Genomic DNA, 21,782 nt, shown 5'->3' with positions numbered 1-21,782 from the left:
ACAGTTATCTCAGTTGCACTCAACTTAATGAATCCTCAACATTTAAGAAACTGGTTTACTAATTGCTGTTACTGTACCTCATAACACAGGAAACTGCTGTATGTGCCGGGATTACTACTTACTCGCCTTTGCGCTACTGGAATGTTAGCAAAGGTGATAAGGTTGGGATCGTCGGGTTGGGTGGGTTAGGACATATGGCACTAAAATTTGCTCACGCTTTTGGTGCTTATACTATCCTGTTTACAACGTCGCCAGATAAGACCGAAGATGCTAAACGCCTTGGAGCCGATGAGGTTGTGATTTCCAAAAACGAAGATGAGATGAACAAGCACATCAACAGCTTCGACTTCATTCTTGATACGGTTTCGGCATCGCATAACCTAGACGCATATACTCAGTTACTCAAGCGTGGTGGTACGCTATGCTTGCTTGGTGTACCAGAACATCCACATCCATCACCCAGTATTGCTAATTTGATTTTTAAACGCCGCTCGCTTGCTGGTTCACTCATTGGTGGAATTCAAGAGACGCAAGAGATGCTCGACTTCTGTGCTGAACACAATATTGTCTGTGATATCGAACTCATCCCGATACAGAAGATTAACGAAGCATATGAGCGGATGCTTAAAAGTGATGTGAAGTATCGTTTTGTGATTGATATCGCATCGCTGAAACAAGAATCAAACTAGGGGAAATATAGCAGGAGGCGATAGTATAGCAATCCTATTTGATTTACAAATTACTCGTGGGGGCAGGCAATAGATAATAGGTTTATTTGGAGCTCATCTAGGCTTGCTATAAAAATATTGGCGTTGCTGAATCAAAGTATGAAATACCTTTGCGCCTTTGCGTGAGAAAAGTTTAGTTATCGTTTATCAGGGTGTGTTATGCCGTAAGCTAACACACCCTAATTTATCAGAACTTTTAACTAAATCCCTGTTACAACAAGGAATTGCGAATTTGTTTAACACCTACTAGGAGTACAGAATCCTCCATCTGAGAGGGTTGCAGCCCGGATTACTTCAATGGGAAATTTCGGGGTGCGATCGCTATACAATAAACCGTTGGCTTCTTGGAAAGTATCAGTAAATTGGGTGTAACAAAATCCACTGAACAGTTCAATATTATTGATTGTTTCGAGCAAGGCAGTGTATTTCATCTCTAACTCTGAAATACTCCAGCAGCGCTCGTATCCCCAAGCCTTATCTGCGTTTGGCTCATCATCCGGCGCATAAGCAATACCACCAAACTCTGTCAGCATAATTGGTTGCCCTTGGTGGGGATAGTTGTCGAGTGTGAGGATACGTCCTCCAGGGCGTTTATGATTGAGCATATCGGACAGTTTCATTTCCGGCCCATAACGACGAAGTAATTGCTGTGGCTTGGTGTCGTAGTCATGAATCGCCAAAATGTCTGTATCTGTACTTTCCCAGCCATCGTTACCAATCACTGGCCGAGTTGGATCAAGAGTTTTGGTTAAGTGATACATTGCTAAAACATAGTTGCGGTGGGCTGCTGTCTCGGTTAAATTTGGCACGCCCCAAGATTCATTAAACGGCACCCAAGCAACAATACATGGATGGCTAGAATCTCGCTTGATAACTTCAGTCCACTCCTGTGTCATGCGTTCTACGGCTGTGCGGGTAAAGCGATAAGCACTAGGCATTTCTTCCCATACCAATAAACCTAAAACATCTGCCCAATATAAAAAGCGAGGGTCTTCAATTTTTTGGTGTTTGCGTACTCCGTTGAAACCCATTGCTTTGATTAGTTCTACATCACGCCGCAATGCTTCATCGCTGGGTGGAGTCATTAACGTATCTGGCCAGTAGCCTTGATCGAGAACAAGACGTAAATAGTAGGGGCGACCATTAAGCATAAAGCGATCGCGTTGTATGCTGACAGTTCGCATTGCGGTGTAAGATTTTACTTCATCGAGTAGCTGCCCATTACTCCAAAGTTGAATTTCGGCATCAATTAGCGTTGGTTTTTCTGGACTCCACAATAATTCGTTACGGAAGTCATCAATTCCCGGATCACCAAGTGCTATGCGGCGGTTGATTTCTCCATTCAACACTTCATAAGTATCATTCGCCAAGACTTTATCGCCAATGCTTAATTTCATCTTAATTTGGACACCGTGGGTAGGCAGATCACCTGCTAACGCCGCTTCAACACTAACCTCCCATCGCTCAAAATCAGAATTCCAGCACAGATGGCCAAGATAAGTCTTACCAACTTGCTCAAGCCAGACTGTCTGCCAAATACCGCTAGTACGCGGATACCAAATACTGTGCGGTTTTAATTGCCAATCTTGCTTACCGCGAGGTTTGGCCAAGTCTTGCGGATCATCTTGCGCCCAGACTGTAACTTTTGTGGTGCCACTGTCATTCAAGACATGGGTAATATCGAGCGAGAAATTTGTGTGTCCACCTTCATGTTCAGCTATATATTGATCGTTTACCCACACACGAGCGCGGTAGTCTACTGCACCGAAGTGCAATAGTAATCTACCATCACCTTCTGGTGTAGCAAATTCCCGCTCATACCAACAATTGGGATGAAAATTTTGATCTCCTATGCCGCTTTTGATAGATTCAGGCGCGTAAGGTACCTTTATTACATGAGTCCATTGCTTGAGTTCGCTGGGTTGAATGCATTTTCCCTCGTCATCATATGCAAACTTCCACAAACCATTGAGGCTTTGCCAATGCGATCGCTGTAACTGTGGACGTGGATGTATTAATTTTTTACAGTCATCAGCATTTTGATAATCGCTTTTAACAGATATTTCAACTCCACTATTATCAAAATTTACTAATTTCATTAAAACCTCTTGTTTATTGAAATTTCTCTGTTCTAGGATTAGAAATACATATATTGCGTAAATTAACTATTAATTTAAGTAAATAAAAATTTCGATTTGTTTGTTTTACGAGTAACTTTATTTGATATTTTTATTATAAAAATCTCTTGATTAGGTTGACTTCTACCAAAAGTAGAGAATTAGACAAACACTGATATAAGAATCCGGTTCGATTTCCGAATTTACTTGTGTAGACAGGGAGTAGAGAGTGCGAAATAAGCCTTGTCTGAGCGTACTGATTTTTTCCCAAATCAAATATGAGTCCTATGCAGCCGTTTTCGTTTGTATCAACCACAATAGTTATTGGGACTACGGGAGTAAAAGACTAGTACCGCAAAGCGGAAGTCAAAAGTTATAGCAACCCTAAATCAGTTGCAAACAAATCTATTGCCTGGCTCCATAAGCAGTTTGTAAATCAAATAGGATGGCTATATAATCAATAAATTTCTTAAATGGAGCCGATTTATTTTCAAAAAATTATAAATAATAAAATAAATTTCGCTGTAAGTACTCAACAGTAATTACAGCGAAAAGTGCCAATATTTATAAGTATAAAAATCCAATTTTTCAATTCTAATTATTATCCATCCCAATCATTAGCCCCTGTTTACTACGTTGCAACTTCTCCCAAAGTTTTTCAATTTGATTGAAAGCTTCTTCGGGAGGCAACTTGCCACCTGTTTCTAGGTTGACAATATAGCCAACTCTTTGAGAAAATTCTTGAAGATTGGCATTAAATGCTATGTTTTCTGGTTTAACTCTCCCGTAATAATGATTACGAGTATAAAGAAATTTGTCTTTGTTTTCTTGTGACACTGTAATTTATATCCTTAATTTATTAGTTGATTTATCTAGTAAAAATTTAATTTAGCTAACTCTGTTTAGCAATCATGATTAGCTTAAGTTTTTGGGATTTGATCAGCAAAAATTTAATTAGTTAAGCTAAAAAAATTCTGTTTCTGTAAAAATCTCTTTCGTCTGGCATTAGAGAAAGACCTTAATAGAATCTGTTTTTGCTTGTTACGCTTATTTAAGTATTGTTCAGCGTAGCGAATAGCAGCTGCACCATCGTAAGCAGCAATAGCTAGAGCTTGCAACAAAACCTTTAAGGGAACTTCATACTCGGTCAGTTTCTCAGCTAACATTACTGAATCTATTTCTGTTGCTGCTACCGCCATTTCTAATGGCTCAGAACTTAGTTGCTGGCTGACTTGGATATTTTGCATTGCAGAATAATTCATAAATGCACCTTCACAACTTCAATGATTGCAGTTTTGCTTAAAAGGGTAATTGAATGTAACCGTGTTTTTGCGGTATTTAGTAAATTGGAGATATCCAAGGCTCCGCACAATTGCAGTTATGTATTACGTCAGTGCTTTATGGAGTTGTTTATAGTTGACAGCCAACACCATTAAAAAAGTTGCTATGCTGACACAAGATACCAACCGCCTGCATAGCCTGCATTTAGCTTTGCCGTTACCACAGGCTAGGCAGACTTTGCACTTGTAGCTAGTCTTCCGTAGGTGCAAGATATCTGTCCGCGTAGTTTCTTCGTAGTACTCAGTCACAGGTAAGCTACAACTAGCTTGCGTAAGAAAACTATAAGTGGAATTTTAATATTTTGGATGGTTGTGACACCATTAACATATATGATAACCATATGTCATCGGTGGCTACAAAAGATTTTTTTGAGCAAGGTTATTCAATTAAACCTGATTTAACATCACTTTCATAAATACAACAGAGTATGGCTGTTTATCTTGTTATCCAAGATGTCATCAGTGATTCACAGTTGTTTGAGCAGTATGCCCAATGTGTAAAACCAATTATCCAACGCTATGGTAGTCGAATGATTACTGTTAGCTCTTTAGATATTGCTCCGGCACAGCAGACAATAGTTTTTGAGTGTCCGTCACGGGAGGATGCAGTGAAATTGTGGAATTGTGATGAATATACAACGGTAAGAAATTCTCAAGTAACTCCTGCTCCATTACAAGCAATGATTGTCGAGGGAAACCTACTGGCGTAACCCAGTGAAAACAGTGCATAAATATAACTTTTGTGGTGTATGTAAGATGCCTATCCCACCAAAAAGTCAAGAAGAAGGGTGTAGGAAAGACGCATTGGTGGGCTTGTGACCCACCCTTTGTTGGGGCTGTCTCTTCCCCTATCCCACACACCCCACACCCCGCCCCAACGGGGCTTGGTCAGTCCACTAAAATTAAGAGCTTACTTAGCACTTATAATGGCTTTTTACCGATAATCGTTCGATGACGGGGGTCGCTGGCAACTTCAATGGTTGGTGAAAAGCCTACTTCCTGTAAAGCGGCTTGAATATCGAAACCGTAATAATCATCAGTCCAAGGTTCAGTGCTTTTCATTAAAGTGAAAAGGGCAGGTGGTAGGTTTTGAATAACAGGCGATCGCGGGTTATTATCTACCAAGGCAATATAACCACCTGGTCTTAGTAGCCGGATAGCTTCTGCAAAAATTTGTTTACTGGCATCGCTGGGCAACTCGTGACACACAAACTGGAGAGTCACTAAATCAAAGGAATTATCTGGCAAGCCTGTATTTTCGGCTCTAGCATGAACCCACTGGGAAATTTCATGATTAACATCCCTAGCTTTGGCAACCGCCAGCATATATGGTGACAAATCTAGACCAACGGTGCGAATTGGCTGTTCTTGTTTTTGTTGGTAGTAACGGTGCAATGCCAAGGTAGATAAACCAATTGAACACCCTATATCGAGAACTTCTCTCACCTGTACCGGGCCGTAGGCTGCCAAAACATCATGAAAAGTGCCTCTAAGTCTGGCATGGGCAGCTTCCCAACTCAGGTTTTCTTGCGGCCAGACACGTAAAGCCATTGCATAGGTAGCTGACTCCGCTTCAAAAGCAGCTTCCCAGCAAAGATTACCCTCAGCATAAGCATGAAATGGTACTTTGTAGTATTCGGGATATACAACTTCGTGGTTAGTAACAGACCCAAGCAGTTGTTTTGTCATCAGTGCTTGTAGGGCTTCAGCGTTTTTGCGCCAGGGAATACCATTTTTTTCTGCTGTTGTAATTAATACCTGCCTAGCTTGGTGTTTCATCACATTGTAAACAGGTTTAGTCTGGATAAGCAGGTTTACGAACTTGGAGAGTAAGCTTTCACCAGCCCAATCAGGTTTGATTTTGTTTTTCATCACTTTACGGGAATGAAGCGATAATTGCCTATCCCTATTGTAGATTTGATTTAGCTCAGGCAATCATATCGTTTTCGGTGAAATTTAAGTGCTAGTGCTAAAGGCTAAAAAAGCCTGTTGTATTTTACGGTCAATCCCACCAGTGCAGCCATTGCCGCTACGCTAAACTAAGAGCAATGAGATAGTTGCAATCATGTCTGTTGCCCCAGATTTAGAAACTACGGAAGATGTGATAAATCCCCCAGGGGATTTATATAGTGACGAACCACCGTTGGAAAGTGACTTACATCGATTACAAATGACGCTGCTGATTCAGTGTCTGGAGTTGTGGTGGAGCAACCGCAATGATTTTTATGTTTCTGGTAATATTACAATTTACTACAGCCCTCGCCAACTCAAGTCAGAAGATTTTCGCGGGCCAGATTTTTTGGTAGTGTTGGGGACAGAACGCCGACCCCGTAAAAGCTGGGTTGTCTGGCAAGAAGACGGTAAATATCCCAATGTGATTATCGAACTACTATCAGATTCTACCGCCGCAACAGACAGAGGCTTAAAAAAAGAAATTTATCAGAACACCTTTCGCACTCCTGAATACTTCTGGTTTGACCCCAATAATTTAGAATTTGCAGGGTTTGTTTTGGTGGCTGGTAAGTATCAACCATTAGAACCTAACGCACAAGGTTGGTTATGGAGTCAGCAGCTAGATTTATATTTAGGAATTGATCAAGATAAATTACGCTTTTTTACGGCGGAAGCTGAATTAGTTCCCACACCAGAAGAAGTTGCATATCAACAGACACAACGAGCCGATCGCTTGGCAGCAAAACTGCAAGAATTAGGCATTGATCCAAATTCTCTTTAGTGCATTATACGTCTGGCTCCACACCGAGCGATCGCAATTGTTCAGTCAGGCGATCGGCTCGTTGGCGTTCTTGTTCAGCCCGTTGATGTTCCTGTTCTGCTCTTTCCTCACCAGTCAGCAACAAATTACCTTCGCTATCCCACCAGCGCAGCCAAGGTAATTCCATATTATGGTATTCTCCCTGCCAGATACCTAACTCAATACCCAAGGGTGCAATAGTATAATGTCCCCGTTCATTTGCTGCTAATAACTGATATTGCCCACCAATTAATTTATACACTTCTACGCTGGCTTTACTTACTTCATAAATGCCGTAAAAAGCCGGATGAATCACCTGTTCATAAATCCAAAATTTACCTTTCCAAGGAGTTTTATCGCGCTCCTCACTACCATCACCAGACACAAATTCTAATGCTATTAACGGTGCGATAAACTCTCGCCACAATACATAGGAGCGTCGTGTTTGTCCATCCAGCAAGGGTGGTACATTTGGTACATAAAACCAATCCGGTGCTTCTGCGCCTTTCTCTGGGGGATCAGTCATGCGCCAGTAGATACCGCTATCTTGACCAATACAGTATTGCCCATCAGGATGCCGTTTTTGCAATACAGGTTTAATCGAATCTGTGAGTAGAATACTTTGGGGATGTTCCTGAAAGTTCTTCACGAAAGTGCCGTCTGATTCAGGTAGCTGCGTATGATCTGGGAAAGGCGTGAGTTCTTCAGTGGTTTGATTGATTGCAGAGGTCATAAAACACCTTTGCAGAGGTAAGGGTTGTTTTTTAGTTTAGCAATAGAAGGGGAGGAGAGGCGATCGCTCTCTTTTTACTAAGTTTTATATTTGGTAGGAAGATGACGACCAACATAGCCAATTATTCTTAATCTCCACACTCATTAAATTAAGAAAGCAGCTGCAATTAACCAGCTGCTTTGATAAAAAATGCGATCGCCTAACTTGAATTACTTCGCTAGAACTAAATCAACAGGCTTCACTTCTGCCAAATCCAAAATTTTGGGAATCAAATCTTCCCGCTTGACGGCCATCATGTGGACACCATGACATAATTGCCGCGCAGTCTGAACTTGTTCGGCAGCAATTTTTACACCTTCTTCTAGTGGGTCTTTGGCTTTTGCTAATCTATCAATAATGTGTTCGGGAATATTTACACCTGGAACACACCTATTAATAAATTGGGCATTTTTTGCTGATTTCAACAGAAAAATTCCTGCCAAAATTGGCTTGTTATGGACAGAAGCTATCTTGTCCATAAACTTTTCTAGCCTTTCAAAATCAGTGATTAATTGACTTTGAAAAAATTGCGCTCCGGCTTCAATTTTGCGTTCAAAGCGAGTTTGCAAGCCTGACCAACTGCTACATTGCGGATCTACGGCTGCACCAGTAAATAAATTTGTTGCACCATCGGTTAAGGGTTTATCGTTGCAATCAAAACCCTGATTCATTTTCTGAATTAGTTTCAGCATCCGCACTGATTCTAAATCAAATACAGCTTTAGCATCGGGGTGATCGCCTGCTTTTACTGGGTCGCCTGTCAAAGCTAAAATATTACGAATGCCCAAGGCATGAGCGCCCATGAGGTCGGCTTGCAAAGCAATGCGGTTGCGATCGCGGCAAGCAATCTGACAAATCGGCTCGATGCCATTTTGCAATAAAATTGCCGAAGCTACTAGCGATGACATCCGCAACACAGCACGGCTACCATCAGTAATGTTGACAGCATGAACCCTCCCCTTAAGGGTCGCCGCCATTTCAATCATGTGGGAAGGATTTACCCCTTTTGGAGGTGCTACCTCTGCGGTAATTAAGAATTCGCCTGCTTGCGCGGCTTTTTGAAATAGACTCAAAGCTGTTGGGCTATGGGTGTGATACATACAATTAATCGTCTGCTTTCTTACAGAGTATTACGAATCACACCTCAAAGCGAAAGCCTTATAAAGGCATTGAATAGCCTAAAGCAGCTTTAACTTGCGCTAGAGTTTGATTAGCGATCGCTTGGGCTTTTTCTCTCCCATCACGCAATACAGACTCTAAATAACTGCGATCGTCCATGATTGCTTGATATTTTTCTTGAATTGGCTTTAACGCATTAATTGTTGTTTCTGTCAACAATGGCTTAAATTGTCCCCAGCCCATATCTTGGCACTCCGCAGTTACCGCTTCCTTACTCTTTCCAGACAGCAGCATATACAGCGTTAACAAGTTGTTACACTCTGGACGCTCAGGATCGTCAAAGGTTAAACCCCGAATTGGATCAGTTTTACAACGTTTAATTTTGTATTGAATTTGCTCTGGTGTATCTAGCAAGTTAATCCGGCTTAAGTCAGAAGGATCGGACTTGGACATTTTGCGTGTTCCATCCGCCAAACTCATCACCCTCGCACCTTCTTTACGGATTAAAGGGTCTGGTAACTTCAATACAGGCTGATCTGGTTTTCCAAATAAGTGATTTAACCGAGCTGCAATATCCCTTGTCAATTCCAAGTGCTGTTTTTGGTCTTCACCTACTGGTACTTTATCTGCTTGGTAAAGCAAAATATCCGAGGACATCAGTACAGGATAATCTAATAAACCTGCGCTGACGTTTTCACCCTGTTTGACAGCCTTTTCCTTAAACTGGATCATATCTTCTAGCCAGTTTAGCGGCGTAATACAGTTAAGCAACCAAGTGAGTTCGCTGTGGGCAGAAACATGAGATTGCACAAAGATAGTAGAATGATTTAAATCCAACCCACAAGCCAGATAGAGAGCAGCTAGGGTATAAGTATCAGATGCTAACATAGTGGGGTCATGTGGCACTGTAATCGCGTGCAAATCAGCCACAAAGAGATAATTTTCGTATTCGCTCTGGCCTTCTACCCAGTTGCGAATGGCTCCCAAATAGTTGCCTAAATGGTAATTGCCTGTTGGTTGAACTCCAGAAAGAACACGCTGCTTGCCCATAAATTTCAATTTTATTTATCTCTTATCCGCGCTGTGTAAAGTGGCGGTTACAAAACTCATTCAATTTTAACGGGGAATGGAGGTTTGGGAGCAGGGGAGCGGGAGAGTAGAGGAGCAGGGAGCAGGGAGCAGGGGAGAATTTTGACCAATGACAAATGACCAGCACATAGGTTTTCTTTTACCCCTTTCCCCTTCCCCTTTAACCTTTTCCCTTTTCCCACCTCTTGCAAAAACTACTTTTGTAAGAGGTCTTCTCCACTCACCACTCCCTATTACATCACTCCATCAATATCAAGCGCATAGGGTCTAAACGCACGTACCAAGGCAAAGGTTTATCTTTAATCTGCGCCCATTTTTCTTTAAAGACCTCTGCTTGCAAGTGATAGTCGTGAGGGTTATTTGGAGAACTATGTAGTTTTAAAAATAATGTCATCCGGTGGGGTGTTTCACTGGTTCTTACCACCCAGCAGGGAAAGGTGTTGGCTTGGGATGAATCATGGCTAAAAATGATTTGATGGGCGCGAATACCAACGGAAGACAATTCTCTAGGAATTGGTTCGAGAACTTCAAGGTTACAACCCCAATCAAGAGCTTGTAACTGTTGCGCTCCTTGAATAACAGCACGAGAGAAATTTTTACAGCCTGTTAATTGAGCAACGCTCATAGTTGCAGGATGCTCAAAAATATCGTATTTAGAACCATAATGCACTGCTTGACCATGCTCCAACACCAACAAGTTAGGGCAAACTCGGTAAGCTTCTTCCATATTATGGGTGACAAATAAAGCTACACCTTGATATTCTGCTAAAGTTTCCGTCATTTGCTGTTCTAATTGGCTACGCAGATGGGTATCGAGTGCCGAAAACGGTTCATCTAAAAGTAATGCTTCTGGTTGACTGGCTAAGGCTCTAGCTAAGGCGACGCGTTGCTGTTGACCGCCTGAGAGTTGGTGTGGATAGCGATCGCCTAATCCTTCTAGTTGCATAGCGCTTAGTTGTTCTTCAACCTGTACTCGTATACTTCCAGCAGATAAGCCTTTAGGTAAACCAAAGGCAATATTTTGCGCCACCGTCATGTTAGGAAACAGTGCATAGTTCTGGACTAAAAAACCAATGCGGCGATCGCGGCTAGGTACGTTAATTCCTTTCTCAGAGTCAAACAGAACTCTACCATTTAAAACTATTCGCCCTTTAGTTGGGGTTTCAATTCCTGCTAGACACCGCAGGATCATACTTTTTCCTGCACCTGAACCCCCCAATAAGCCTAGTGTTTGCTTATTTGTACTAAAGGATACTTGCAAATGAAAACTGGGCAATTTTTTTTCAATATCTACAAACAGCCCCCCTGCTCCCCTGCTCCCCTGCTCCTCTGCTCTCCTACTCCCCCTCGTCGCTTCTCCTCGTCGCTTCCCCTTCTCCCCTCGCTTCTCTCGTACTTCTTGCCAAAGATTCACCCCAATAATCCCTGACAGAGAAATTACCATAATTGCGATCGCCCAAAACCAAGCCTCATCCATCGCCCCTGCTTCTACAGCAAAATAAATAGCCATTGGAATCGTCTGGGTTTGTCCGGGAATATTACCAGCCAGCATTAATGTAGCCCCGAATTCACCCAAAGCACGGGCAAAGGCCAAAGTCGTGGCGGCTAAAATCCCTGGGAAGGCTAGAGGTAAACTAATTTTCCAAAATATTGTTGATTCACTTGCACCCAGAGTTCTTGCTACTCTCAACAAATTGCGATCAATTTGTTCAAAGGCTCCCAACGCAGTTTTATACATTAACGGAAAAGAAACCACAGTAGCCGCGATCGCCGCACCATACCAAGTAAAAACAATAGTTATGTCAAAAGACTCCATTAATTTACCTACGGGGCCATTTTTGCCAAAAAATAGTAGTAATAAAAAGCCCACAACCGTCGGCGGCAAAATCAAGGGTGCCACAAAAATACTTTCAATTAAAGATTTAACTTTGCCGCGATAACTTAGCATCCAATAAGCAGCACCAATCCCCACAAAAAAAGTAATAAAAGTTGCCAATAATGAAGTTTTAAGTGATATCCAAAGCGGTGTTAAATCCTGTGGCATAGTAATCTTACAAATTAGTTGATATGAATCAAATTTCAAGAAATAAATGGATAAATTTGTAGGGTTGGATGTAGTCTTTAAAATTTGATTTTTGTTAGACTTTTCTCTCTTTATTAGCGTTCTCTGCGCCCTTAGCAGTTCGTTTTCTTATGGCGAAAAATCTTGATGTCATCAAATTTCTCCTGTCTTACTTGCCTGCTAGTGTAAAACCTTGTTTTTCAAAAACAGTTTTAGCATCGCCACCAAATAAGAATTGCTCAAACTCCTTAGCAGCATCGACATTTTTACTACTTTTGAGTACCGCAATTGGATAGACAATTGGAGAATGTGTACTTTCTTCTACAATCGTGACTATTTTTACTTTCGGGGTAATTTTCGCGTCTGAAAGGTAAACTAGTCCAGCATCAGCGTTACCTGACTCTACAAAATTTAAAGCTTGACGTACATCTTTAGCGTAAACAACTTTATTTTTGATTTTGTCAGCAATTTTTAATGAAGTTAAAACTTGTTGTGCGTACTGTCCAGCAGGTACACTCTTAGGTTCACCTAGAGCAATTCTTTTAATGCGAGGCGAAGTTAAATCTTTAATATCTGATATTGCTGTAGAATTTTGCGGTGTGATTAACACCATTTGATTGCTCAATAACTTTTTACGTGTACCATCAACTAACAAACCTTTTTTCTCTAGCGCATCCATCTGTTTAGTTGCTGCTGAGATGAACAGATCAACTTTTGCACCCTGTTCTATCTGTTGCTGCAAAGCACCGGATGAGCCAAAATTGTAGACTAGTTTAATGTTTGGTTTTTCCTTGGCATATATTGGCTTGAGTGCTTCTAATGAGTCTTTGAGACTGGCGGCCGCAGAGATAGTCAAACTTGTTGTTTGTGTTGTTGGGCTAGGATTTGAGACAGAGTTAGGTGTCTTTTGGCTACACCCCACAACTAACAGGCAACAACATAATAGCCAACAAGCAAAAGCCAAAACACGTTTACGAGTCATTGAAAATCTCTCTACCAGTTTTTCAACTAATGGGTTTTTACCAACTTAGCATTTAAAAAGTTGGTAGAAAACATCAAAATTATGCAAATACATAGAAATCTAAAAATTTTTGAATCGCTGATGTAAAAGCTTTATATAATTAGCTACTACCCTGATTAGATTAATACTCAATAAGTTGGTAGATTGTAGCGATCGCTACAACATTTGAACCTAAAAGCGATCGCAGACTCACCTAACAACCGGATAGGTTCAAACAAAATCTCATCATCACAACAAGAACACTAAGCGGCTTTCAACCCTGTTCTCTACCATATATCTTTTTATTAAGTTTTTTATAGTTTTTTCTCAAGAGTGGCATTCTGTGTAATAATGGGGTGTGAGAATTAATTCGGCGATAGCGTTTGTTTTTAGTATTGATGGGCATTTCCTTTTGGTATTTACAGACTTTTCCCCGAAATCTAAATCTCTGCAAACTTGCGATTTCGGATAACTATTTATGTCAATTTATGTAGGTAACCTCTCTTACGAAGTTACACAAGATGCGCTAAACAATGTTTTTGCAGAATATGGTTCTGTAAAGCGCATTCAGATACCCACAGACCGCGAAACAGGTCGTGTGCGCGGCTTTGCCTTTGTAGAGATGAGTTCCGATGCTGAAGAAACAGCAGCCATTGATGCACTAGATGGTGCAGAGTGGATGGGTCGTGACCTCAAAGTCAATAAAGCCAAGCCTAGAGAAGAGCGTGGTTCTTCTTATGGTGGTGGTGGTGGTGGTAATCGTGGTGGTGGCTACGGCAACCGTAACCGCTACTAAGTTCATCAGCTAATTAATTTAATTTAGCAAAGGCTCAAGTAGTAATACTTGAGCCTTTTCTTTTATGTATTTCAGTCAACAGCAGGTATTATACAATCTGCGTACTATATAGCCTTTTTGCTGTTACTAGTTATCTACTAGCACAAAAATTGTTCGCAATAGAGTTAGAGAAAATACCATAATTATTAGGAGATTTCAAGATGTAGCTTTCCCTTCTTTCCTTATTCAGGAATATAAGCTTATGACCTCAACCACAACTTATACTTATGATGCTGATGGTAAGCTGATATCTGAGAAAGTAGACAACAATAGTGATGGGATAACAGACTCAGTTATTACCTACACCTATAACGCAACATCCAAAAAGTATTACTACAACGATACTGAAACCTATACCTATGATGTCGATGGCAACCGCACATCTTATAGCCATGACTACAACAGCGACGGTATAGCTGATACTACCAACACCTATACCTATGATGTCAATGGCAACCGGATATCTAAAACTTTTTACTACGACGACAACGGCATTGTTGAGCAAGTCTACACTTATATTTATGATGCTAAAGGTAACAAAACATTTGAAAGTTTTGACACCAACGGCGATGGCATCGCTGAACGATTCTACACTACTACTTATGATGCCAACGGGAACAAAACATCTGAAAGATATGAGTATAATGGCAACGATATAATTGATGCACAAGTTTATGCTGGTGAAACCAGCCCTCCTTTATTAGATTCTGTCACTACCTATACTTACAATGCCAACGGCAAGCTGATAAACCAAAACTATGACACCGTTGGTGAGGCTTTTGATAGCATCACTAGTTATAACTATGATGTCAACGGCAACTTAATTTCTCAAAAGGTTGACTACAAAGGCGAGAATAATGATGTTTCGGTCACGACATATACTTATGATGCCAACGGCAACCAAACATCAGAAAGCATTGATTATGCGGATGATGGCATTATTGATTATGTCAAAACCTCTACTTATGATACTAAAGGCAACCGGACATCTGAAAGTATTGACAGAAACGGTAACGGCATATTTGATGAAATCTCCACTTCTACTTATGACGAAAATGGTAAGGTGACATCCTCTAGCTATGATGATGATGGTGATCGCAAAGCTGAACGAGTCTACACCTATACTTATGATGCCAAGGGTAATCAAACATCAGAAAATATTGACGAAGACGGTGATGGCATAGTTGATCGCGTCTTTAGCAATACTTATGATAGCGATGAAAATAAGACATCTTCTAGCTCTGAATATTATGATGGCGACACTAAGTATAGTTCTATCACTACCTATACTTATGATGCCAAGGGTAATGAGACATCAACTAGCTATGATGATAACGGCGATGGCATAGTTGAGCGAGTCTTTACCCGTACTTATGATATTTACGGTAACGAGACATCTTATAGTTCTGACACAAACGGCGATGGAATTGCTGATTCTATCGACATCTCTACCTATACTTATGGACGCACAACCGCCAGCTATGACAAGAACAATGATGGTGTAATTGATGCAGTTGGCACTTACATCTACGATTTTAGCGGCAAGCTGAAATCACAGGAGATTGATAATAATCGCGATCGCCTTGTTGACGAGGTGGTTGCTTACAGCTACGATACTCAAGGCAAACTAACTGCCCAAGTAGTAGATAAAAATAATGATGGCATTGGTAACGAAATTACGACTTACAATTACAATGCCAATGGTAAGTTGATTTCCGCAGATATAGACAATAACGGTGATGGCATCATTGATGCAGTTGCCAGTTATTTGTATGATACCAAGGGAAAATTGATTAGCCAGACTACCAAAGAAGGAACTGTACAGGGTAAAACCTTGTATGGAGGCAACTGCAAAGATACCCTTAGAGGTAATGTAGGCAATGATCATATTGTCGGCAAAAACGGCAACGACAAACTCTTGGGATTAGCTGGAAATGACAAACTAGTTGGTGGCAAAGGTTGTGACACACTTAATGGTGGTGCTGGTGGTGATATCCTTATAGGTGGTCATGGTGCTGATAAATTCGTGTTTAGCAGCTTGAGTGATTCCTTGTTGCCCCGCTTTGATAGGATTACTGATCTCAACATTGACCAAGATAAAATTGATGGTGTGAATAAGGTTTCAGCTGGCAATGTGGTTCAACTTGGTACTGTTACGAGTCTGAATTTGTCAGATGTAGAAAAGGTATTAACTGCAACTGCTTTTGCAGCTAAAGGTGCAGCAACTTTTATTTTAGCTACAGATAATCATCAGCGAACTTTTCTCGCGCTTAATGATGATACTAAGGGTTTTTCTGCCCTCACAGATGCGGTGATTGAGATTAGTGGATATAAAGGTAACTTATCTAATTTAGCGATCGCCTAATCTAAAATGCGGAAGATAGACTCTATTAGTAAACTAGTAGAGTTGCTTGGTAACAAAGGATGAAAACATGAGAGTTTGGCTTGCGTGCTTTGTGCTACTGTTTGCGTTAGCAGAACTGTTTGACTGGTTAAAAGACTTTTCTCTACCATTACCCATTTATATTTTAGGTGGAGCATTTTTAGCCGTTGCTTCTAACTACGACAAGTTTGTTGGTTATTACTTCAGCGACACTTCCATGACTGCATCAACTGCGTCACTAGAAACAACACAGCTAGATGCTTCCACCCAACCCCTAGCTGCAATTTCTAGTTCTGTTGAGGATAGTGAAAAATCTGAAAAGTAAGTTTAGATAAATTTCAGTCATTTTCAACTAAGACAGTCACAGCCGCGATCGCAATTAACATCTCATCGTTTTTATCATTGAGAGAGGGAATAGCACGTCCTTGAACAACCATTCCTCCAGACTCAACAGTGATAGTTTTGCGACCAAAAGGTAGTACAGCTAAAACTTCATCTGTTCTGACTTGTTCAGGATAGGGGACTGCGACTTGAACTTCGACAATCATCTCATTAGGATCATTTAAACCAGCAACTTCCCAGACTCCTGGTAAAGCATTATGAGCGATCGCATTTCGTACCGCTCTTGCAGCCGCTACAGTGGGTTCCTGTCCGTGCTGATCTACACCCATCCCCATCTCAATTACTAAGCGTTTACGCCCCACAGCCATCTCCTAGGAATATTCCACTTTTCACTTTATCGCTCAATTGGGCAATTAAAGAAGGGAATAGGCAATGGGCAATAGGCAATAGGTTATGGGTTGGAAATCCCTAAAATGTATATTTCGAGACGGGAAGGATGAGAAATAAATGTTTTACTTCTGCTCATCAAGAAATAATGGTGCTACTAATCCAGGTTTCAGGAAGGATTTTATTACTATTGCCTGTTGCCTATTCCCTATTGCCTGCCCTAAGCAGCTTACATTTGCTCTTCTTCTTCAGCAAACCAAATTTCTGCTATTAGAGATAAGCCAACAAGCCAAATAAAACCAAAAACTAATAACCAAAATGCTGTCATCATAGTTATTACCTCCAAAATGCTTGCAAAGAAGGCAGTTAAGAATGTACGGATTTTTTTCAAAAATCAAATATGAGTCCTATAGCTAGCTAAATCAAGTAGCATAAGAGACATGAGTAACGATTTAGCAAATTTATTAATATTTGATACCGTCAATCATGAGTAAATTATTACTCTAAATTTATATCCTGAGTTAGATAATTCATAAATATTAAGTAAGTCAAAATTGATTAAGATAGGCTCTATATACTTTGCGCTAAACTAGAGCTATTGGGATAGTAATCTCTGGCAGTAATTTCCTGAAATGGTAAACTTTTTTAACTCCAGTGAAAATGTCTCAAGACTATAACGAATCGCTTCAGATTCAGCAGATATCTGACCTTAAACCACGCCACTTTGCTGATTTAATTAGGGCTGCACAATTAATTTTTGACCCCGCAGCAGGAATTTCAGGAAGATATATAGAAGTTGACTGGCAAGAGTTTGGTATTCCTGTTGACGTAGAGGAAAATTTAAGATTGCTTGGTCAACAATATCGATATGCTTGCCCTGATATTCCAGGGACAATTATTTGGGAACAATTAACTATCGCAACTCGTAATTGGTTTCTCCAATATAAGGATGAATTGTGGCAATTCGAGGAAGCTTTCCCCCCATTGGATGAAGACTAAAGGCTATTTGCGGTTTCTCAGCTAAAAATTCCATGAGAAACATAATTTATCTGTAGGAAACAAATGTTTCCTACTATTTATTGTGATTTAGATAATTTTTTTATATGGCAACAAAACTTAATCTTATGTTTAAATTTTATTAATAGTGCTGTCATGCGATCGCCGGAAATTATGTAAATAGTTAAATTAATTTAAAAAATTGTATCAATGAGTCAAATTGTTAGTTTTATTGCCCATAAGGAGGAATCCTCCCATCAAAGCCTTACTGTTGCTCAAAAGCCAATTGTACGCCAACTAATTGTTCTCGCTTTGGAAATGCTATTAGCATTACCACTAGGTATAGGCTTGGTAAAGTTTCACATTGGCGGTATTGCTTGGATATTTGCTGGTATTGCCGCAGGTACAGTCATACTTCAAGGATGTCGCATATTTTATCAATACACGCCCAAACCTAACAGAACTGCCCGAAAAGTTGGTATGGGACTTGTCGGGTTGACGGTTGGTTTATCCAATAGCAATAGTAATTTTTTTAATTTAGCTTCTGGGATTCCGATATTTATTGTTCTGACTTTATTTCTATTACTTTGTGGTAGCTGTATTGGATATTTTTATTCCCGCTTCAGCAAAACCAACTTATTAACAGCAATGCTGGCTACAGTTCCCGGTGGTGTGGGAGTTATGTCATCAATTGCCGCAGATTACAATAAAAACGTTACCTTAGTAGCGTTAGTGCAAGCAATTCGCGTCACTTCTGTAGTGTTGCTAATTCCCTTCATTGCTAGAAGCGCAGTTGGTAATTACTGGAATTCGGCAACACTTCCCATAAAATATACTTTGCTCAGTTTAGAGCGATCGCAGCTAGAACTGCTATTCGTAGCCTTGCTGTTAACTGCATTAATAGTTTACTTGGCGATCGCCTTCAAAATTCCCGCCGGCGATTTTTTTGGCGCATTGTTGATTGGTATAGCTTTTAATTCTTTATTACATTGCCTACCTTTTATGGGTGAAATGCACCTGAGTCCTCAACCATTAATTAATATAGTGGGACAAATGCTGTTAGGAATTACCATTGGTGAGTATTGGGGAGAAAAACCTGCTTTTGGGAAACGAACTGTAGGTTATGCCCTTATCTCTGTAGTTTTGACTCTGGTTGCAGGAGCGATCGCTGCTATACTAGCCATGCATTTAACATCGTGGGACTGGTTGACTTGTTTGTTAGTCACAGCACCAGGGGGTTCCGCAGAAATGATTTTAGTCTCCCTGTCCTTAGATCATAATGTGGAAATTGTGACCACAGGTCATTTAGTCAGACTCATTGCGATTAACAGTTCTTTACCAGTTTGGTTATATTTATTTCGTCGCTTAGATAACCAAATGAAGTCTGAAGTCTGAAGTCTAAAATTGTTCGCCTTTTAGCTTAAACATAAAGTAGTTAATTTGACTTGGTACATCTGATTCTGCAACAGAAAACGGAGGATAGTAGTAATCCTCCAGTAAGTCTAAGCTGTTTGCTTGCGCTTACGTAAAATTGGTATCAATACTAAAACTCCAATACCAGCAATCATTGATGGTTCAGGTACAGGTGTGACATTGACATTATCTAAGTTGTACCAAGCATAAAATTGATAACTAGAAAATTTTAATTCAGTAAAGTTTGATGTGGCGACAAAATCATACTCATATTTTTGAAAATCTTGTAGAGGCAAATTAACTTGTTCAGCTAACAAATTACCGCCTACATAAGTCCGAAATGTGTTGTTTTGGTCTTCGTCGGAATTAGCTAAGTAATAACTCAATTTATATTTCTGACCTATAACAGTATTTAAATTCTGTGAAATATAAGTAAAGTCAGGGCGATATGCCGCAAGACGCACGCTCAAAGATGATTGATCTGCATCATCAACAGTATAATTATCTAGAAAGTTTGTGTATAAACTTTCATTTTGTGTGCTATTAAACCATCCTGTAATAAAAGGATTATTCCGAGTAGAATCATTGGGGTTTAATAGGGAATCTGCTGTAAATTTTCCATTGACCACTAGATTTGCTGCTTGTGCCTTAAAAATACCAGTACCAGCAATAAAAGCAATACTTACAACAGTGCTGGTGATACCAGACACAACTACTTTCAAGGGGTGTGTTAATTTCATGAGAAGTAATTCCGAATATCTCTAATTATTTGCAGAGAAAAGTTATAGAAAAAATGCTGTGAATATCTGTAGAATTATGAAATTTATACAGCTTTTAAGGTAGAAGAAAACCACGATTTGTTAGAGTATTTCTGGCTGCTTGATTATTAATAAGGAAGTTAGCAAAGGCATTAGCAGAGGTAGATCTTCTAGTTCTTTTGAGTACAGCTTCTGGATAAACAATGGGAGTACTGAGGCAGCTTGAAGGGGCAGATGAGCCTACTTGTGATGAGAGAGTAGAAACTTGTTTATCGGTTGCATAAACTATACCGGCATCAATGATATTACCATCAAGGTTTTTAGTTTCAACTGCTCTTAAAACGTTACGTGCATTGCTAGCAAAATACAATTTATTAGGTACTGGCCGATTCAGCAATGTATTGTAAGTACCTGCGCCACAACTACTGGAGGTGTTAGTTAAAAGTTGACGGGCATACTCTCCGACTGGGGCGCTTGTGGGGTTGCCTATAACTATGCCGCGAATACCAGTTCTAGAAGATGAGTTGTTGACCAGTGTACTAAAATTCGTAATCGCGGTAGAGCCTTTGGGAGCAGGAGCATTAAATGTATTAGGTTTGATTAAGACGAGCCTATTTCTAGCTATGTTTTGCGGCCAACCAGAAGCTAGTTTCCCAGCAGTTTGCAACGTGTTCATCTGAGATGTTGCTGCTGAAATGAAAACATCAGGAATACCAGCTGTTTCGTTTGGTGCATAATTGATGTTTTGTAACAAAATTCCGGAAGAATCTAGACTATTCGTAAAGTTAATTTTCGGTGTGCTGGTGCTATTGTTGTAGGCATTTTCTAAATCTGTTAGCACTTCTAACAAACTAGACGCAGCGTAAACGCTCAAACTTGCTGTGGCACTTGGTGATGTGACGGTTGTTGTAAACTGGGGCGTTGGCGGTGCTGCCTGTGCTGTAACTGGTACAGAAATTAACGTTGGGAAAGCGATCGCCACTATTAAGCTAATAATTGCCCCAGCCATCCATGTAACAAATTTTTTCTTGCTCATAGATAATTTTTAAATTATTACGTAGAGTCAACTTTAGAAGACAATACCAAAAAAGTTGGAATAAATACCAATATTTCCGGTATTGTCAACGTATTCTGACTAATAATGATGATTTATAAGCCAATACAGTTCTATAGAACTCATATTTGGTTTTTGAAAAAATCAGTACATCGTTACCGGCCTTCTTTTCTGTTGCCTGTTGCCTATTACCTATTGCCTATTGCCCATTGCCTATTGCCTGACTACAGTATGTTCAGTAATCAAACCAGATTCCTATAGGAATTGGTATTAAAAGAAAAAACCTCGGCTGTTGTTTAGACCGAGGTGATTAGGAGAAGTCCAAATGTCGATGGGAGTTACCGATACAGAAATCCGTTGTTCTTAGCTAACTGCAAAAGAAGCCAAATTAATATCCTTTCTCTTAGTAGCGATGATTGAATTTGTTTCTTTATTTATTAACTTATGTAAATAACTGTAACAAGATTATTAAGATAAGTCAACATAAATTGACAAAAAAAGTTAAATATCTTTAATGTCTGTTTTCAGATAGCTTATGAAGATACATAACAATCAAACAATTACACTAAGAGCCTTTCCATCCTCTTATCTGCTCCTGGCTCTAATTCTTATTTCATAACATAAACTTATATAAA

The 21,782-nt window shown here is 40.1% G+C and carries 20 protein-coding genes; 8 read left to right on the top strand and 12 right to left on the bottom strand.

What is annotated here, in order from left to right:
- Positions 1-62: 62 nt before the first annotated feature.
- Positions 63-689 carry a zinc-binding dehydrogenase gene (locus tag H6G76_RS24115; protein ID WP_199337504.1) on the top strand — a complete coding sequence of 209 codons (627 nt, stop codon included), beginning with the start codon at positions 63-65 and terminating at the stop codon, positions 687-689.
- Positions 690-964: 275 nt separating this feature from the next.
- Here the strand turns inward: H6G76_RS24115 and H6G76_RS24110 are convergent, their stop codons facing one another.
- From H6G76_RS24110 to H6G76_RS24100, 3 genes are all read right to left on the bottom strand, one after another.
- Positions 965-2,827, bottom strand: coding sequence for a glycoside hydrolase family 2 protein (locus H6G76_RS24110; RefSeq protein ID WP_190706626.1), 1,863 nt, complete (start codon positions 2,825-2,827; stop codon positions 965-967).
- Positions 2,828-3,439: 612 nt separating this feature from the next.
- Positions 3,440-3,682 carry a hypothetical protein gene (locus tag H6G76_RS24105; RefSeq protein WP_313934825.1) on the bottom strand — a complete coding sequence of 81 codons (243 nt, stop codon included), beginning with the start codon at positions 3,680-3,682 and terminating at the stop codon, positions 3,440-3,442.
- 113 nt (positions 3,683-3,795) lie between these two features.
- A complete protein-coding gene (locus H6G76_RS24100; protein WP_190706623.1) occupies positions 3,796-4,107 on the bottom strand; it encodes a hypothetical protein in 312 nt (103 codons plus the stop codon).
- Positions 4,108-4,613: 506 nt separating this feature from the next.
- Between H6G76_RS24100 and H6G76_RS24095 the strand changes: the two genes are divergently transcribed.
- Positions 4,614-4,895 (top strand): DUF1330 domain-containing protein, encoded by a 282-nt coding sequence (locus H6G76_RS24095; protein ID WP_190706621.1) that lies wholly within the window; start codon positions 4,614-4,616, stop codon positions 4,893-4,895.
- A gap of 211 nt (positions 4,896-5,106) precedes the next feature.
- Here H6G76_RS24095 and H6G76_RS24090 read toward each other — a convergent pair whose 3' ends face one another.
- The gene (locus tag H6G76_RS24090) at positions 5,107-6,057 is read right to left on the bottom strand and encodes a class I SAM-dependent methyltransferase (protein ID WP_190706618.1); all 951 of its coding nucleotides are present in this window, start codon (positions 6,055-6,057) and stop codon (positions 5,107-5,109) included.
- A gap of 193 nt (positions 6,058-6,250) precedes the next feature.
- On the opposite strand from H6G76_RS24090, the gene H6G76_RS24085 reads away from it, so the two are divergent.
- Positions 6,251-6,919: a Uma2 family endonuclease gene (locus tag H6G76_RS24085; protein WP_190706616.1), complete on the top strand. Its 669-nt coding sequence runs from the start codon at positions 6,251-6,253 to the stop codon at positions 6,917-6,919.
- 4 nt (positions 6,920-6,923) lie between these two features.
- On the opposite strand, the gene H6G76_RS24080 is transcribed toward H6G76_RS24085, so the two are convergent.
- The 5 genes from H6G76_RS24080 to modA (H6G76_RS24060) all read right to left on the bottom strand — a co-directional run bounded on the left by H6G76_RS24080 (position 6,924) and on the right by modA (H6G76_RS24060) (position 12,961).
- Positions 6,924-7,670: a Uma2 family endonuclease gene (locus tag H6G76_RS24080; protein ID WP_190706613.1), complete on the bottom strand. Its 747-nt coding sequence runs from the start codon at positions 7,668-7,670 to the stop codon at positions 6,924-6,926.
- Between the two features lie 209 nt (positions 7,671-7,879).
- Entirely contained in the window at positions 7,880-8,809 is a 930-nt protein-coding gene (locus H6G76_RS24075; RefSeq protein WP_190706611.1) for a methylenetetrahydrofolate reductase, read from the bottom strand.
- A gap of 58 nt (positions 8,810-8,867) precedes the next feature.
- A complete protein-coding gene (gene trpS / locus H6G76_RS24070; protein WP_190706609.1) occupies positions 8,868-9,878 on the bottom strand; it encodes a tryptophan--tRNA ligase in 1,011 nt (336 codons plus the stop codon).
- Between the two features lie 277 nt (positions 9,879-10,155).
- On the bottom strand, positions 10,156-11,961 hold the full coding sequence (modB, locus tag H6G76_RS24065) for a molybdate ABC transporter permease subunit (protein ID WP_190706606.1): 1,806 nt from the start codon (positions 11,959-11,961) through the stop codon (positions 10,156-10,158).
- A gap of 187 nt (positions 11,962-12,148) precedes the next feature.
- Positions 12,149-12,961, bottom strand: coding sequence for a molybdate ABC transporter substrate-binding protein (gene modA, locus H6G76_RS24060; RefSeq protein ID WP_190706603.1), 813 nt, complete (start codon positions 12,959-12,961; stop codon positions 12,149-12,151).
- Positions 12,962-13,457: 496 nt separating this feature from the next.
- Between modA (H6G76_RS24060) and H6G76_RS24055 the strand changes: the two genes are divergently transcribed.
- The 3 genes from H6G76_RS24055 to H6G76_RS24045 all read left to right on the top strand — a co-directional run bounded on the left by H6G76_RS24055 (position 13,458) and on the right by H6G76_RS24045 (position 16,522).
- Positions 13,458-13,775: an RNA-binding protein gene (locus H6G76_RS24055; RefSeq protein ID WP_190706600.1), complete on the top strand. Its 318-nt coding sequence runs from the start codon at positions 13,458-13,460 to the stop codon at positions 13,773-13,775.
- Positions 13,776-14,016: 241 nt separating this feature from the next.
- Entirely contained in the window at positions 14,017-16,179 is a 2,163-nt protein-coding gene (locus H6G76_RS37810; protein ID WP_190706597.1) for a bluetail domain-containing putative surface protein, read from the top strand.
- 67 nt (positions 16,180-16,246) lie between these two features.
- On the top strand, positions 16,247-16,522 hold the full coding sequence (locus H6G76_RS24045) for a hypothetical protein (RefSeq protein ID WP_190706594.1): 276 nt from the start codon (positions 16,247-16,249) through the stop codon (positions 16,520-16,522).
- Positions 16,523-16,535: 13 nt separating this feature from the next.
- Here the strand turns inward: H6G76_RS24045 and H6G76_RS24040 are convergent, their stop codons facing one another.
- Positions 16,536-16,901 carry a Lin0512 family protein gene (locus tag H6G76_RS24040; RefSeq protein ID WP_190706591.1) on the bottom strand — a complete coding sequence of 122 codons (366 nt, stop codon included), beginning with the start codon at positions 16,899-16,901 and terminating at the stop codon, positions 16,536-16,538.
- Between the two features lie 685 nt (positions 16,902-17,586).
- Here H6G76_RS24040 and H6G76_RS24035 point away from each other — a divergent pair.
- Together H6G76_RS24035 and H6G76_RS24030 are read left to right on the top strand one after the other, a co-directional pair.
- Positions 17,587-17,925 carry a hypothetical protein gene (locus tag H6G76_RS24035; RefSeq protein ID WP_190706588.1) on the top strand — a complete coding sequence of 113 codons (339 nt, stop codon included), beginning with the start codon at positions 17,587-17,589 and terminating at the stop codon, positions 17,923-17,925.
- Between the two features lie 207 nt (positions 17,926-18,132).
- Positions 18,133-19,317, top strand: coding sequence for an AbrB family transcriptional regulator (locus H6G76_RS24030; RefSeq protein ID WP_190706585.1), 1,185 nt, complete (start codon positions 18,133-18,135; stop codon positions 19,315-19,317).
- Positions 19,318-19,424: 107 nt separating this feature from the next.
- Here H6G76_RS24030 and H6G76_RS24025 read toward each other — a convergent pair whose 3' ends face one another.
- Positions 19,425-20,075 (bottom strand): PEP-CTERM sorting domain-containing protein, encoded by a 651-nt coding sequence (locus H6G76_RS24025; protein WP_190706582.1) that lies wholly within the window; start codon positions 20,073-20,075, stop codon positions 19,425-19,427.
- A 94-nt stretch (positions 20,076-20,169) separates the two neighbouring features.
- On the bottom strand, positions 20,170-21,129 hold the full coding sequence (gene modA, locus H6G76_RS24020; protein WP_190706579.1) for a molybdate ABC transporter substrate-binding protein: 960 nt from the start codon (positions 21,127-21,129) through the stop codon (positions 20,170-20,172).
- Between the last annotated feature and the right edge of the window lie 653 nt (positions 21,130-21,782).

The organism is Nostoc sp. FACHB-152 (assembly GCF_014697475.1).
GTDB lineage: Bacteria > Cyanobacteriota > Cyanobacteriia > Cyanobacteriales > Nostocaceae > Nostoc_B.
Note: the sequence above shows the minus strand (reverse complement) of the source record. Positions and strands in the feature narration are given on the sequence as shown.